The 14,598-nt window shown below is 69.3% G+C and carries 8 protein-coding genes; 6 read left to right on the top strand and 2 right to left on the bottom strand.

Going from position 1 to position 14,598, the window contains the following annotated elements; translation table 11 throughout:
- Positions 1 to 23: 23 nt before the first annotated feature.
- The 5 genes from ACPCXD_RS03620 to ACPCXD_RS03600 all read left to right on the top strand — a co-directional run bounded on the left by ACPCXD_RS03620 (position 24) and on the right by ACPCXD_RS03600 (position 8,843).
- Complete coding sequence (locus ACPCXD_RS03620) at positions 24 to 1,838, top strand: Hsp70 family protein (protein WP_423658448.1); 1,815 nt, start codon at positions 24 to 26, stop codon at positions 1,836 to 1,838.
- A gap of 8 nt (positions 1,839 to 1,846) precedes the next feature.
- Positions 1,847 to 4,324, top strand: coding sequence for a LuxR C-terminal-related transcriptional regulator (locus ACPCXD_RS03615; RefSeq protein WP_423658446.1), 2,478 nt, complete (start codon positions 1,847 to 1,849; stop codon positions 4,322 to 4,324).
- Entirely contained in the window at positions 4,315 to 5,898 is a 1,584-nt protein-coding gene (locus ACPCXD_RS03610; RefSeq protein WP_226949981.1) for a DUF7159 family protein, read from the top strand. Before ACPCXD_RS03615 ends, ACPCXD_RS03610 begins: the two co-directional genes overlap by 10 nt.
- Before the next feature lie 138 nt (positions 5,899 to 6,036).
- Positions 6,037 to 7,368, top strand: a complete 1,332-nt coding sequence (locus ACPCXD_RS03605; RefSeq protein ID WP_423658444.1) for a S1 family peptidase — start codon at positions 6,037 to 6,039, stop codon at positions 7,366 to 7,368.
- A gap of 167 nt (positions 7,369 to 7,535) precedes the next feature.
- Positions 7,536 to 8,843: a S1 family peptidase gene (locus ACPCXD_RS03600; protein WP_423658442.1), complete on the top strand. Its 1,308-nt coding sequence runs from the start codon at positions 7,536 to 7,538 to the stop codon at positions 8,841 to 8,843.
- A 528-nt stretch (positions 8,844 to 9,371) separates the two neighbouring features.
- Here ACPCXD_RS03600 and ACPCXD_RS03595 read toward each other — a convergent pair.
- Positions 9,372 to 10,058, bottom strand: coding sequence for a DUF8020 domain-containing protein (locus tag ACPCXD_RS03595; RefSeq protein WP_423658440.1), 687 nt, complete (start codon positions 10,056 to 10,058; stop codon positions 9,372 to 9,374).
- Positions 10,059 to 10,493: 435 nt separating this feature from the next.
- Between ACPCXD_RS03595 and ACPCXD_RS03590 the strand changes: the two genes are divergently transcribed.
- Complete coding sequence (locus ACPCXD_RS03590; protein WP_423658438.1) at positions 10,494 to 13,583, top strand: (Fe-S)-binding protein; 3,090 nt, start codon at positions 10,494 to 10,496, stop codon at positions 13,581 to 13,583.
- A gap of 58 nt (positions 13,584 to 13,641) precedes the next feature.
- Here the strand turns inward: ACPCXD_RS03590 and ACPCXD_RS03585 are convergent, their stop codons facing one another.
- Entirely contained in the window at positions 13,642 to 14,592 is a 951-nt protein-coding gene (locus ACPCXD_RS03585; RefSeq protein WP_423658436.1) for a hypothetical protein, read from the bottom strand.
- Positions 14,593 to 14,598: the final 6 nt, after the last annotated feature.

Here is a 14,598-nt window from a genome sequence, read left to right as displayed (position 1 = left end):
TCCGCCAGAACCCGGGAGCATGCATGTATTCAGGACTCGGCGTCACGATCGGGGCGGCCAATTCGGTGGCCCTCACCGTGCTCGACCAGCCCCGATCCGGCGATCCCAGCGTTCTGTCGGTCCCCACCGAACTCCATCTCCCCGAGGACGGAGCCCCCGTCCTCGGCGCCCCGACCCCCGGTGCGCAGGCGTTCTCCGGCTATGCGGCCCGGGTCGGCGATCCGGTCGGCATCCTCGCCGAGGACGGCTCCACCTACCTCGGTGAGGATCTCGTCGCGTCGACCGTGGCCTGTCTGCAGTACCGCACCGGCACCTCCGATGTGCCGACGATGCTGGCGCATCCCGCCGCGTGGTCGGCGCACACCGTCGAGGCCCTGCAGGCGGCGCTCGTCCGCGCCGGCGTGACCGCAGGGACGATCCCCGAACCGATCGCGGCGGTGCGCTGGCTCGACGCCACCCACGGTCCGCTGGGGGACGACGTGACGGTGGTCTACGACCTCGGTGCGCGCAGCCTCGACGTCGCCGTCGTGCAGGGCGGGACGCATCCGACGCTGTTGGGCCGACCGCTGAGCAGCGACGACGTCTCCGGCGACCACCTCGACCATCTCGTCACCACCTATCTGCTGGGAACGCTCGGCGAGGACGCGGCCGACCTCGACCCGTTCGATCCCGCGACCGTCGCGGCCCTCGCCGATTTCCGTGCTCGGTGCCGCGCGGCGAAGGAGGCACTGTCCAGCGACACCGAGACGGTCGTGCCGGTCGCGCTGCCGGGCCTGCACCGCGACCTGCGTCTGGTGCGCAGCGAGTTCGAGGAGTTCGCCCGGGAGCCGCTGGAGACGTCGCTCGCCGTGGTGCAGGATGCGATCCGCGGGGCCGGGCTCGACCGGTCGGACATCGCACACGTGCTGTTGATCGGTGGTGGCTCGTCCACCCCGCTCGTCGCCGAACTGATCTCGTCGCAGCTGGGTCTGCCGATCGTCTCGTCGGCTCGACCGGCCTACACCGCAGCGCACGGGGCCGCGCTTGCAGCGGCCGCGGTCGGTGCCCCGACCGTTGCGGTTCCGGTGCCGCCTCCCGCACCTGTCGTCGACGACGAACCCGAGACCGTCGCGCTGCCCGTGGTGCCCGTCGCTGAGGCACCGCCGGTCGCCGCCGCACATCGGCCGGCGGTCGTCGACACCGCGACCGGAACACCCGCCCGCACTCGTGCCCGCTCGTTCGCGCTGGTGGGTGCCGCTGTCGCCGCGGTCGTCGTCCTCGCCGGGGGCGGGCTGGCGATCGGCACCCTGTCGTCGGAGGCCGAGACGCCCGGTTCGGAGGTACGTCCGTCGAGCGGGGCGGTGGCGGGGAACCCGACGACCGCCACGAGCGTCCCCGGTATGACCGTGCCCGGCACGACCGGTGCGCAGCCGTCCGAGGTGGGAACCGTCGTCCCGGTCCGGGTGCAGGGCCCGGACGGGACCGTGACCGTTGTCCCGGCCGCCGCGACGCCCGTTCCCGGTGCCGCATCCACCGGCGCTGTACCTGCGCCGGACCCGACCGCACCCGCGCCGGTAGCACCCGGTCAAAGCCCGCAGGCACCTCAGCCCGCGCCGCAACCCGCTCCTGCCCCGGCGCCCGCGCCCGCCCCTCAGCCCGCGCCGCAACCGACCCCGCCGAGCACGGGTGGCAGCGGCGTCGGCGACGCCCTGTCCGGCGCAGGTCAGGGTGCCGGTGCCGTCGTCGAGGGTGTCGGTAACGGCGTCGGCGGAGTACTCGACGGCACCGGCAACGTGGTCGGTGGTGTGCTCGACGGCACGGGGCAGGTCGTCGGCGGACTGCTCGGAACCGGACGCTGACCGATCCGATGACGTCCGCTTCCGCCCCTCCGCGACGCGCGGTCCCCCGGGAGGTCACGCGTGCCCTGACCGCGGCCGCTCCCCCGCGACTGCTGCTCGTCGGCGGCACCGGAACCGGGAAGTCAGCCGTACTCGCTTCGCTCCGAACCGATCTCGCCGATGCCCGCATCGTCGACGACGCACACCGCTTGACCGCCGCGGAAGTACAGCAGCTCGTCGACCACATCCGGGATGCGCCGACGGGGATCGTCGTGGCCACCGAAGCTCGACCGCACCGCGCCGAGATGCGTTCGCTGACAGCAGCGTTCGCGGGACACGGAACGGTGGTGGAACTGGGGTCGTGGACGCCTCGTGAAATCGCCGGTCGCGCGGCGTCGTTCGAGCTCCGGCTCGCACCGCCCCAGGTCCGTGCCCTGCACCGCCTCACGGGCGGCGTACCGCATCTCGTCGACACCGCCTTCGAGGCCGTGCGAACGGAGGGTGATGTCCGGCGGGTCGTCGAGGAGGCGATCCGCCGGCAGCTCCTCGCGGATCTCGATCTCACCGCGGCCCTGGCGCTCGTCGATCTCGGTGCCGCGCTCGATCCCGGCGAACTCGCCGCCGTACTCGACATCCCTGTCGAGCGTGCCCTCGACCTCGTCGATGCCGCTCGTGCGAGTGGCCTGCTCGGCACGGATGCCGCGAGCCTCACCACCGGGGCGAGCGGTGTGCCCGCCGGCGTCCTGGGGAGGCACAACCTGTTCGCCGTCGCACGTCGTCTCCTCGCGACCCGCATCGATGCCGGAACGCTGACGCCGCAGCTCGCCCGCGGTCTCGCGACGATCGGTCTCACCGACCCGCACCTCGCCGATCGGCTCGTCGCCTTCGCGGCCGACGCGCCACCGCGCGAAGCCGCCGAACTCCTCGACGCCGCCGTACCCGCGGGAGCCGATCCAGCGACCCTTGCGGTGCGACGAGCCGAAGTCGCCTTCGCAGCAGGGGATCTCGAACGAGCCGAACGGATCACCGACCGGTTGCTCGACCGCGCCGACACGGCGGACGTCGACGACCTGCGCGCCGCTACCCGGATCTCCGCGAGCATCGCCGCACATCGTGGCATGCTCGACCGCAGTGCCGACCTGTTCGAATGGCTCGGCCCCGACCGGGTCGGTACGGACGCTCCCCTCGCCGCCACCGTGCTGCTCGCCGCCGGTCGCCCCTCGGCCGCAGAACATCTCCGCGGTGCCGCCACATCGGGTGCGCCGACCTCGTCGGCCTCCGCCGCGCGACTGCTCGAGGAGGGCCTGCGCGAATCCGTCGGCGGCGACGGCCGGATCGCAATGAACCGCCTCGCCCGCGCCCTGACGAGCCTCGGCTCCGACGGGTCGCTGCGCGCCTGGCCCGACACGGTCGACGCCGTCGCCGCACTGCTGTGTCTGCACTCGGGTGAACTCGGGCACGCACGCGCGATCCTCGACCGTCCGGAGACCCCCACCGTGCGCAATCGCATCCTGGTGGCGTGGACCGAGATGCTCGGCGGTGATCTCGCAGCCGCCGCGGCCACCGCCGACGCCGTTGCTCCCGAGGTGACCGGGCAGCGCGACCTCCTCTTCTTCCACGCCCTGCAGGTCGGGTTGGCGCGACGGAACGCCGACCTCGGAGCGTTGACGGTGCGGTGGCAGGCCGCGCAGTCGGTGGTGGCGGAGTATTCCGTCGACCTGTTCGGGCTGCTGCCCCTGGGGGAACTGTGGCTGGCCGCCGTCCGACTCGGAGAGTCCGCGCGGGTCGCGCATCTCGTCGCCGCTGCCCGCGCACTGCTCACCACCCTCGGTGAGCCACCGCTGTGGGGTGCGGCGCTGCACTGGTACGGGGTGCAGGCCGCGATCGCCGCGGACCGTCCGGCCGACCTCGTCCCGCACGCCCGCGCCCTCGCTCTGGCCGCGGAGACCACCGCCTACGCCGCGGTGCTCGCGCGGGCCGGGCACGCATGGCTCTCGGTGCTGCGCGGTGAGGTCGACGCGGTGCGCATCCGCGAGGCGGCCGAGTCCCTCGCGTCCGTGGGTCTTCCGTGGGACGGCGCGAAGCTCGCGGGAGAAGCAGCGCTGCGGACGGACGACACCACCGTCGCCACCGGATTACTGCAGGTCGCGCGGACGATCCGGCAGGACGGTCCGGCCGGTCGCGCCCCGGTCGACATCGCCCCCGATGCTCCCCCGGGCGGTCCGGACGAATCCCCCCTCGGTGCACGGGAGAAGCCGGGTGCACTGTCGGAGCGCGAGGCGCAGGTGGCCGACCTGGTTGTTTCGGGCCTCACCTACCGAGAGGTAGGAAACCACCTGTACATTTCCGCGAAGACCGTGGAACATCATGTCGCCCGTATCCGGCGCCGACTCGGTGCCGGTTCCCGCTCGGAGCTCCTGTCACTGCTCCGGGCCATGGGGCACGGCGCAGATGTACCCCGTCACACACACTCCGACCGGAATGGAGGCAAGCCGGCATGTCCGTAGGCGTAGGCCTGAGGGTGGGGACCACCGTGTCGTCGGTTGCGGTCACCTCACCGACGCCGGGACGGCCGGACCCCGCACCGATCGAGCGGTTCACCGCCGTCCACCTGCACTCCGACGGCACCGCAACGCTCGGAGACCACGACGTCGTCGACGGCCACACCAGTTCCTTCACCGGCTTCGTCGACCGCCTCGGCCACTCCGGTGGTGTCCGCGCCAACGACGGTTCGCTCTCCCGCGCCGAAGACCTCGTCGCCACGGCCATGGAATGCCTCCTCGCCGACGCGGCCTCCCTCATCGGCGACACCCCGTACACCGCAGTGGCGACGCACCCCACCGACTGGCCGAGCTCGACGGTCGCGGTGCTGCGCAACGCCCTCGACTACGTCGGATTGCGTCACGTCTCGCTCGTCTCCGACGCCGAGGCCGCCGCGGCATGGTTCGAATCGCAGGTCGCGCACCAGACCGGACGACTCGTCGCGGTCTATCACATCGACCCGCAGGGCTCGACCGTCACGCTCGTGCGCTCGGGAGTCGCGGCGGGTAAGGCATTCCGGTACCCCGAAGGCGACGCCCCGTCGGTCGCTGCGCAGCTCTCGTCGGCGCTCGGCGCGTTCGGCTGGCTCGTGAGCAACCTCGACGCCATCGTCGTCACGGTCGACGAAGCGGTCGACCCGAGCGCCGCGCAGCTCGTCGCGCAGTCGGTGAAGACCGGTCTCGGCGTGCGGTGCGCCCTGGCGCCCGAGCCGCACCAGACGATGGTGCGGGGCGCCGCTCTCGCCGCGGCCGCCGGCTCGGTCGACCTCCTCGGTTCGACGCAGATCCTGCCCACCGCCAAGCTCGCCGAACCGCGACGCAGCGAACTCGACCCCGAGATCACCGCGGTGATCTCGAAGATCACGGCGACTCCCCCTCCGGATGCCACGCCCGCTGCCGCCGCGACGCCCGCGGCGAAAGCGACGGTCGCCGCCGTCGCGGCCGGAGAAGTCGCCGACGAGAAGCCCTCAGGTCGTTCGTCGAAGGTCACGGCCATCGCGGCAGCTGCGGCGATCGCGCTGCTCGTGGGCGTCGGCGCACTGGTGTTCGGGCTGCGGGACTCTCCGACGGCAACCGCGGGCACGCAGGTCGCCGAGACCCCGACCGCCCCCACGACCACGACGACCTCGAAGTCGAGCAAACCGCCGGCTCCCCGCAGCACCGAGGAGACCACCACCGAGGAGTCGACCGAGCCGGCCACCGCCGAGCAGACGGTCCCGGTGGCTCCGCCGGTCGTGCAGCAGACCTGGGTCGATCCCGTCACCGGCACGAGCGAGCAGTCCACTTCTTCGTCTCCGGGCTCGACCACTTCGGGCACGTCGAGCACATCCTCGACCACATCGAGCACCGGCTGGTCGCGGCGGAACCAGCCCAGCGATTCGTCGGGTGGCGGACGCGGCAGTGGTGGGAGCAATGGCAGCGGTGGCAGCACCACCACGACGACGAACCCGCCGACGACCGACCCGACCGATACCGAGACCTCCGAGGAACCGACACCGCCGGAGACTTCGGAGCCGACAGAGACTGAGACCCCCACCTAGACAGTGCGGGTATCCGGGTGGTGACCTACGGCACTATCGGCGGTCGCCGGGTCGTCCCGTAGGCTGTCCCGCGGGTCGGCTCGCCGAATCCACGAAGCACCTGTTCAAGAGCACATCGAGCACACATGAAAGGCCTCCATGCGTCTCTCGTCGGCGTCGCGCGCCGCAGTCCGTTCCACCACCCGCCGCGTCGCAGTCGCAGCGGCATCCGCGGTTCTGCTGGCAGTGCCCCTGAGCTCCACAGCGAGCGCGGCGCCCGCCGAACAGTTGCCTGCTCCCGAGCTTCCCGCCGAGCTCGTCGAAGCGATCCAGCGCGACCTGGGTCTGACGCCCGAGGAATACCTCGATCGCGCCGCGCGGGCGCAGGAACTCGGTGACTACGCCCGCGACTTCCGCTCCGAGCGTCCCTCCGAGTTCGCAGGCGCCTGGCTCGGCGAGGACGGCAAGCCCGTCATCGCCGTCACGAACCCCGAGGCCGCAGAGAAGGCAGCCCAGGACGGCTACCGGGCGACGGTCGCGCCGGTCTCGGCCGACGGACTCGAGCAGGCCCTCGCCGAGCTGAACCGCTGGGTGGCGGGGCTCCCGCGTGAGGTGTCGTCGCAGATCAACTCCGCGTCGATCGATGTGCTCAACAACCAGATCGTCCTCGACATCGTGAACTCGCCGATCGGGCGCGCACTGAACCTGCCGTCGCTGGTGGCGAACGTGCAGGTCCAGTTGTCGCCGGGCATGCCGCCGAACGATCCGGCCCCGATGGGTGGCGACACCTACATCACCGCCGACGGCGACGTCCGCGCCACACCCATCGAGCGCATCGGCATCTGCTCGTTCGGCTTCAACGGTGTCGACGCCGACGGTAACGCCGTCAACCTCACCGCCGGTCACTGCGACGCGGTCGCCCGTGCCGACGGTGGTTCGACGGTCTACCTGCCCAACCGCGCGAACATCGACGAGAGCGTGCGGATCGGCAAGTTCACCGAGTCCACGGTGGGCACCGACAGCACCCTCGACTACGGCATCGTCTCGCTCGACGAAGCCGGCGTCGAGGCCGGCCTCGACCGCCCCTCGGTCCGCGGTGGCAACGGCTCGACCCTCACGGTCACCGGCACGGCCGTTCCGGTCGTCGGAGCGCCCGTCTGCAAGTCGGGCCAATCCTCGTCGTTCACGTGCGGCCTCGTCGTCGCCGACCGCATCGAGACCCAGCTGACCTACGACTCGGGCTTCTCGAGCACCATCCGCGGCTTCGCGACCTCCGCCTGCACCCTCGCGGGTGACAGCGGTGGCGCCATCGTCACCGGCACCCTCGCCCTCGGGGTGATCAGCGGATCGAACAGCGCCGGCGCACCGAACTGCGTCGAGGCGAACCTGGTACTCGCGCCCAACGGTGGCACCTCCAGCCTCGGCATTCCGATCCAGGAGATCGAGAACGCCACCGGCACCCGAGTCCGTACTGCGGCGAACCCGGCATAACGGCCGGACCCGTCCGGTCCGATCGTCACAACAGTCACACGAGTCACATCCGTAACCGGGAAGTACCTATGTACTTCCTCGCTCACCCCTTAGGATCGGACGGACGCCGATCCGCGGGGGAACGGCGCCTTCACGCGTGCACGCGTGAAGGAACGAGAAAGGTATCCATGCGACGCACCTTCGCACGTCGGACGGCCGTCATCGGTTCGGCCGCACTGCTGCTCCTCGGTCCTGCCGTTGCCATCGCGCAGGCCGAACCCGAGACCGAACCCGCGCAGACATCGTCTCTGCCGGCCGAGCTCGTCGAGGCGTTGCAGCGCGACCTGAAGATCGATGCCGAGCGCTTCCTCGCCGATGCGCAGCGCAGCCAGGAGCTTGCGGCGTTCGCCGAGAAGGCACGGGAGCAGTTCGACGCCGTCTTCGCCGGTGTGTGGCTGGACGATCGGGGCACCGCCACGGTCGGCCTCACCGAAGGTGACGGCTTCGACGAGGCCCGCACGGCCGCCGAGGACGCCGGATTCACCGTTGCCGAGACGCAGCGCAGCGAGGACGCCCTCGAAGAGCAGCTCGGCGCACTGGGCGACTGGCTCGAGACCCAGCCGCCCGCCGTCGCCGATGTCATACGCGGCATCGCCGTCGACGTGGTCAACAACGACGTCGTCGTGCGCACCGACAACGTCTCCGGCGTCGAGCTCCCCGACTTTCTCGACGGCGTGCGCGTGCTGTTCGCTCCCGCCGAACTGACCCCGGAGGGCGCAACCGACCTGCAGCCCATCGCCGGTGGTCTCGGCGCGCCCGACGCGCTCTTCGGCGGCGACGCCTATGCCGCGCTCGGTGCCGGCGAAGGGCTCCGTTGCTCGCTCGGCTTCAACGCCGAGGACGGCAGCGGACGTCCTGTGAACATCACCGCCGGTCACTGCGACCCCAACCGCGCCCAGGCCGGTACGCGATGGGCGTCCCAGGTCCACCAGCTCGTCGGCGACAACCTCGGTCAGCACCTCGGCTCGTTCGAGAAGACCGTGCTCGACCGCAGCGACTACGCGCTGATCCGTCCCTCCGCCGAGGCCGCAGCCCGCTTCGAGAACAACGGTGTGCGCGTTCCGTTCGCCGCTCCGCTGACCATCACGGGCGTCGCGGATCCCGTCGTCGGCACCCCGGTCTGCAAGTCGGGCCTGCGCACCGGCTACAGCTGCGGCGTCGTGACGGCCGCCAATCAGAACGTCGAGATCGGCCACCGCGTGCTCGAGAACGGCTTCTCCACCAACCTGTGCGCCCTGCAGGGCGACAGCGGCGGCACCCTCGTCACCGGCACGCTCGCCCTCGGCATCTCCAGCGCCTCGAACGTCGGCCAGTACGGCATGTGCGAGATCGCCGGGTTCGTCAGCGGCCTGCTCGGTGAGACGCCCGAACTGTTCGCTACGCCGATCAAGACGGTCCTGGCGGAGAACCCGGGCCTGAAGGTCCGCACCTGGTAATCGACCAGAACGTCACGAAGGTCCGTTCCCTACGGGGAGCGGACCTTCGTCGTTCGTGGGGGCGTTCGGAGGGGCGTACGGCCGTGCCGGTCGGCGCGGGCTCGGGGGCTGCTTCCGGAAGCCCCGGAAATGGCCCTGAATCCTGATCGTAAAACGTCTCCGAGCTGCGATTCCTAGGAAGCTAACCACGTCCGGGATGTTGCACCCCAATGTCCGTTTAGCGTGGGTTACGATCCTCGCACCCCGGCCGGTAGCGCCATCCCTCGAAAGGACTTCACTTGAGCAGCGAGATCTTGATGACCAGCCTCGAACTCGGCTTCGACATCTTCGGCTATGTCTGGGACATCATCCGCCACGGCAGCCGACTCATCGGGTCCATCTAAAGACACCGATTCGCGCTGAAGGCCCTGTCCGCACTTCCGGACAGGGCCTTTTGGGTCGAGCTCCGACGCCCGGACAGAGAACGGCCGCTGTAAGGAGCTCGTCCTTACAGCGGCCGTTCGAGTTCGAATGCCTACCCGACTGGAATCACTTGGCGTAGACAGTGGTGCCTGGAGGAGCCGTCAGCGTCTGGACCAGACCGATACCCGCGACAACTAGGGTCGGGCCGCCGGCAACAATGGTGCCGATAACGCTACCGATGCCCGCACCCGCGACACAGCCGGCCAGGGTGCCGGCGCCCGGCACGATCGAGCCCGGGATAGCGCCGACGATGCAACCGATGATCGTGCCGGTCAGGCCGCCTGCAGCAGTAGCGATCCCCAGCTGCGACGCGAAGTTCTGCTGAGCCTTCAGATTCTCGTCCGGCGAAGCCACATCGGTCAGCTTCAGGGCAACCGGCGTGACGCTCGGACCGACCTTGTCCTCGGGGGCGACCGGGGTGGCCTTCGACAGGTCGGTGACCGGGGTCAGCGTGAGGGTCTTGCCGTCCTCGCTGATCTCACGCTCGAAGGGGAGCTGCAGATCGCCGAGCTGGATGGCCAGCGGCAGGCTGAGAACCGTGTTGCCGGCGTTGTCCTGAAGTTCGACGCTCTCGCCGTCACCCGAGACCTGGAACTCACCGGCGTCGATGACGGTCACAACCGAGTCGCCCTCGACCTTGGACTCGTAGTTGATCTCATCCTGCGCAGCGGGCGCCGCGTACGAGGTACCGGCGGTGATGCCCATGGCGGCGATCGTCATCGTCGCCACAGCGGCAAGCTTCTTCAGCTTCATCTTTTTCCGTTCTGTGACATGGCGCACGCCTGTTAAGACGCCCCCATTCTGCTGTATTGACCTGGAGTTCTACGTCCCCCGACGTGTACAGCCCACATGCGAACCCCATGTACCGGGCGAATCATAACCGACATCACATCCGGAGTGTTATACCCATTTGCCCGAATGGAAACAGCATCGTGGCCGGTACAGGGGTGCCGTGATCTCCGTGTGACACATGCCTCTTTTCAGGCGAGTTAGGGCATCCTGCGTGACGGCGGTATCACGTTTGACCTCTAGCGTGTCCGGGCACACGGTCTCCGATTCGACGCAGTCATAGCTACTGGCGGGTAACTCCAGATCAGACCAAGTTACCGGTGGGTAACTTAGCTTGCGTTACGATGCGGTGACTCATACCAGGCGGCACGACGCCGCCCCCGACACGAAAGGCCACGTATGAATGCCCTGACGATTACGTTGGGCACGATCGGCGTGCTGCTGAGCCTCGTGTGTTGGTTCGCGTTCATCAGCGGTGCGCTGAAGATGGTCAACACGATCCGGGTCGGCCAGCCGGCCCCGGACCGCTGGCGGCCGTTCTTCCCGCGCTTCAAGCAGATGGTCGTCGAATTCCTCGCGCACACGAAGATGGTCAAGTTCCGGACCGTCGGCTGGGCTCACTGGCTGGTGATGGTCGGCTTCATGCTCGGCGCGATCGTCTGGTTCGAGGCCTACGGCCAGACGTTCGACCCGAAGTTCCACTGGCCGCTCATCGGCAATACCGCCGTCTACCACTTCATCGACGAGATCCTCGGTCTCGGCACGGTGATCGGCATCCTGACGCTGATCTACATCCGCCAGCGCAACCATCCGCGTCAGCCCGGCCGGATGTCGCGCTTCAGCGGCTCGAACTTCAAGGCCGCCTACTTCGTCGAAGCGGTCGTGCTGCTCGAGGGCCTGGGCATGATCCTGGTGAAGGCCGGAAAGATCGCCACATACGGCGGCGGCCACCTTTCGACCGACTTCTTCACGATGCAGGTCGCCCGGATCCTTCCGGAGAGCCCCGAGCTCGTGTCGGTGTTCGCGTTCATCAAGCTCATGTCGGGCATGGTGTGGCTCTACATCGTCGGCCGCAACATCACCTGGGGTGTCGCATGGCACCGCTTCTCGGCCTTCTTCAACATCTACTTCAAGCGTGAGGACGACGGCGGTCCCGCCCTCGGTGCCGCACGTCAGATGATGTCCGGCGGCAAGCCCGTCGACATGGAAGACGCCGATCCGGACAAGGACACCTTCGGTGCCGGTCGCATCGAGGACTTCACGTGGAAGGGCTGGCTGGACTTCACGACCTGCACCGAGTGCGGTCGTTGCCAGTCGCAGTGCCCCGCCTGGAACACCGGCAAGCCGCTGTCGCCGAAGCTGCTCATCACGTCGCTGCGCGACCACGGTTACGCCAAGGCTCCCTACCTGCTCGCCGGTGGCCGCACCGATCTCGGCGGCGACGAGGTCGGCCTGGTCGACGCCGAGGGCAACCCGAACGAGGCCAAGCTGGCGAAGATCCCGGCGTCGGCTCGCGAGGAGTCCGGCCGCAAGCTCGTCGGCGAGACCGAGGGGCTGCTGGAAGCAGGCGAACTCGCTCCCGTCATCGACACCGAGACCCTGTGGTCGTGCACCAACTGTGGTGCGTGCGTCGAGCAGTGCCCGGTGGACATCGAGCACGTCGACCACATCATCGACATGCGTCGCTACCAGGTGCTCATCGAGTCGGACTTCCCGTCCGAGCTCGCGGGTCTGTTCAAGAACCTCGAGAACAAGGGCAACCCCTGGGGCCAGAACGCCAAGGACCGTCTCAACTGGATCAACGAGATGGAGTTCGACATCCCGGTCTTCGGCCAGGATGCCGACAGCTTCGACGGCTACGAGTACCTCTTCTGGGTCGGCTGCGCCGGCGCTTACGAGGACCGCGCCAAGAAGACCACGAAGGCCGTCGCCGAGCTCCTCGCGACCGCCGGCACCAAGTTCATGGTGCTCGGCGCCGACGAGACCTGCACCGGCGACTCCGCTCGCCGCGCGGGCAACGAGTTCCTGTTCCAGCAGCTGGCGCAGCAGAACATCGAGGTCCTCAACGGTGTGTTCGAGGGCGTCGAGCAGAGCAAGCGCAAGATCGTCGTGACCTGTGCGCACTGCTTCAACGCGCTGAACAACGAGTACCCGCAGGTGGGTGGCAGCTACGAGGTCGTCCACCACACGCAGCTGCTCAACCGTCTCGTGCGGGCGAAGAAGCTGGTCCAGGTCAAGGCCGTCGGCCAGGACGTGACCTACCACGACCCGTGCTTCCTCGGACGGCACAACAAGGTCTACAACGCTCCGCGTGAGCTGATGGCGGCGTCGGGCGCGAAGCTTGTCGAGATGCCGCGTCACGGCGAGCGGTCCATGTGCTGTGGTGCCGGTGGTGCCCGCATGTGGATGGAGGAGAAGATCGGTAAGCGCATCAACATCGACCGTGTCGACGAAGCGCTCACCACGAATCCCGCCAAGATCGCGACGGGCTGCCCGTTCTGCCGCGTCATGCTCACCGACGGTGTGACGGCGCGTCAGGAAGAGGGCAAGGGCGAGGGCGTCGAGGTCATCGACGTCGCGCAGCTCATGCTCGAGTCCATCTCTCGCGTCGAGGCCGCGAAGCTCAGCGACAACCTCAAGGTCGTCCAGCAGCCGAAGACTCCGGTCGAGGTCGAGGAGACCGCGGAAGAGGTCGAGAAGGAGCGCGTCGAGGAGGTCGAGGTGGCAGCGGCAGCGCCGGCTGCTCCGAAGACCACCGGTGCTCCGAAGGCCGGCGGACTGCAGATGAAGGGCGGCCTGAAGGGTCCGGGCGCGAAGAAGGCTGCGGCTCCGGCTGCACCTGCCGCGTCGTCCGAGGCTTCTGCTGCTCCTGCGGCCGAGGCACCGGCAGCGCCGAAGGCCAAGCCGGGCGGACTGCAGATGAAGGGTGGCCTCAAGGCTCCGGGCGCGAAGGCCCCGGGTGCTGCGAAGCCGGCCGCACCTGCTGCCCCGGCCGAGTCCTCGGCGTCGTCGGAAGCTCCCGCAGCCGAGGCACCCGCGGTGCCGAAGGCGAAGCCGGGTGGTCTCCAGCTCAAGAGCGGCCTGAAGGGCCCCGGCGCCAAGAAGGCGGCTCCGGCAGCGAACTCTGCTCCCGCGGCTCCTGCCGAGGAAGCACCTGCTGCAGAGGCTCCCGCGGCGGAGGCTCCCGTTGCGGAAGCGCCTGCGGAGCAGGCGAAGGAGTCGGCGATCCCGAAGGCGAAGCCGGGCGGACTGCAGCTCAAGAGCGGTCTGAAGGGACCGGGCCCGAAGAAGGCTGCGCCTGCCGCTCCGGCTGCACCGGCGAAGGCTGAGCCGACGCCCGAGCCGACGCCGGAACCCGAGCCGGTCGCCGAGGCTCCTGCGGAGCCCGAGGCGCCCGCGACACCGGCGAAGCCGGAGGTCGAGGCACCGAAGGCGAAGCCGGGCGCGCTCGGCTTCAAGCCCGGCGCGAAGGCACCTGGCCGCAAGTAGGTACGCAACGCGAGGTTGAGGCTCGCAACGCTGGCAGTGACTGCTGGTGTTGCGAGCCTCACTTCTTTGTTGCGTACCTTCCCGTCGGCCCGCTCCCCCGCGCCGCCCGTGCGAACGCCTCCCGCACCTTCGTTGCGACGGCGCCGCGGGTCCCGAGGTCCTGCCACGTCCACCGCACCACCGTCCATCCCGCGTGACGCAGTGCGTCCTCCCGCAGCTTCTCGCGGTAGACGACGTCCTCCGCATCCCTGGTGGCGACCCCGTCGCGGCGGTACTTGATCCGACCGTCGAACTCGCCGATCACACTGTGCTCCGGCCACAGGAAGTCGACGCGAGCGAGCCACCTGCCGTCGGCGCAGAAGACGTCCACCTGCGAGAGCGGCATCGGGATCTGCTCGCGGACGAACAGAATCCTGCTCCGCGACTCGCCGGCGCTGTCGCTGCACCCGCTCGACAGCTGCACGGCACGACGCGCGTGCGCGATGCGGGGATGACTTCCCATCCGCTCCACGGCACGGGTCAGATCGTCGGAGGCAACCAACCCTGCTCGCAGCGCACTGTCGGCAAGTACGACGGCCTGCTCCACCGGCACCGTTGCGGCCACATCCGTGATCGTCCGTGCGACCGACAGCACCCGCGCTCCCCTCCGATCCACGACGTCCGCCTCACGGAAGAGCGCAGCGTGCATGACGCGGCCGGGTGTCCTCCGCGCTCCACTCGGCGCGTTCCGGGTGAGGTGCACATCGTCGAGCGGGATCTGCCAGACGTCGAGCCCGTGCAGAATCGCGGCCGATACGTGGCTCAGCGCCGAGGTCGGCCCGGCATTCGCAATGAACGCCCGCGCCCGCAGAGCATGTCGAGTGTGATCGTCGGCCGCCGCATACTGATCGGACGGGACGAAGACTCCCGACGCGAGCCGAGTCCACGTTCCGTTCCGCACCAATCGTCGGATCTCCGCATCGGTGACGCCGCGCGCATATGCCTCGCGCCGCAGAATCAACTCCCCCATGGCGTC

Origin of the sequence: Rhodococcus sp. AB351, from assembly GCF_049538275.1 — a bacterium.
Lineage (GTDB): Bacteria > Actinomycetota > Actinomycetes > Mycobacteriales > Mycobacteriaceae > Rhodococcus.
The sequence above is the reverse complement of the archived record's forward strand: the minus strand, read 5'-3'. Positions and strand labels throughout refer to the sequence as shown.

Bases quoted from the DNA above. Each gene is read 5' to 3' on its own strand.
- ACPCXD_RS03620 (WP_423658448.1), top strand. From the start codon at position 24: ATGTATTCAGGACTCGGCGTCACGATCGGGGCGGCCAATTCGGTGGCC.
- ACPCXD_RS03615 (WP_423658446.1), top strand. From the start codon at position 1,847: ATGACGTCCGCTTCCGCCCCTCCGCGACGCGCGGTCCCCCGGGAGGTC.
- ACPCXD_RS03610 (WP_226949981.1), top strand. From the start codon at position 4,315: ATGTCCGTAGGCGTAGGCCTGAGGGTGGGGACCACCGTGTCGTCGGTT.
- ACPCXD_RS03605 (WP_423658444.1), top strand. From the start codon at position 6,037: ATGCGTCTCTCGTCGGCGTCGCGCGCCGCAGTCCGTTCCACCACCCGC.
- ACPCXD_RS03600 (WP_423658442.1), top strand. From the start codon at position 7,536: ATGCGACGCACCTTCGCACGTCGGACGGCCGTCATCGGTTCGGCCGCA.
- ACPCXD_RS03595 (WP_423658440.1), bottom strand. From the start codon at position 10,058: ATGAAGCTGAAGAAGCTTGCCGCTGTGGCGACGATGACGATCGCCGCC.
- ACPCXD_RS03590 (WP_423658438.1), top strand. From the start codon at position 10,494: ATGAATGCCCTGACGATTACGTTGGGCACGATCGGCGTGCTGCTGAGC.
- ACPCXD_RS03585 (WP_423658436.1), bottom strand. From the start codon at position 14,592: ATGGGGGAGTTGATTCTGCGGCGCGAGGCATATGCGCGCGGCGTCACC.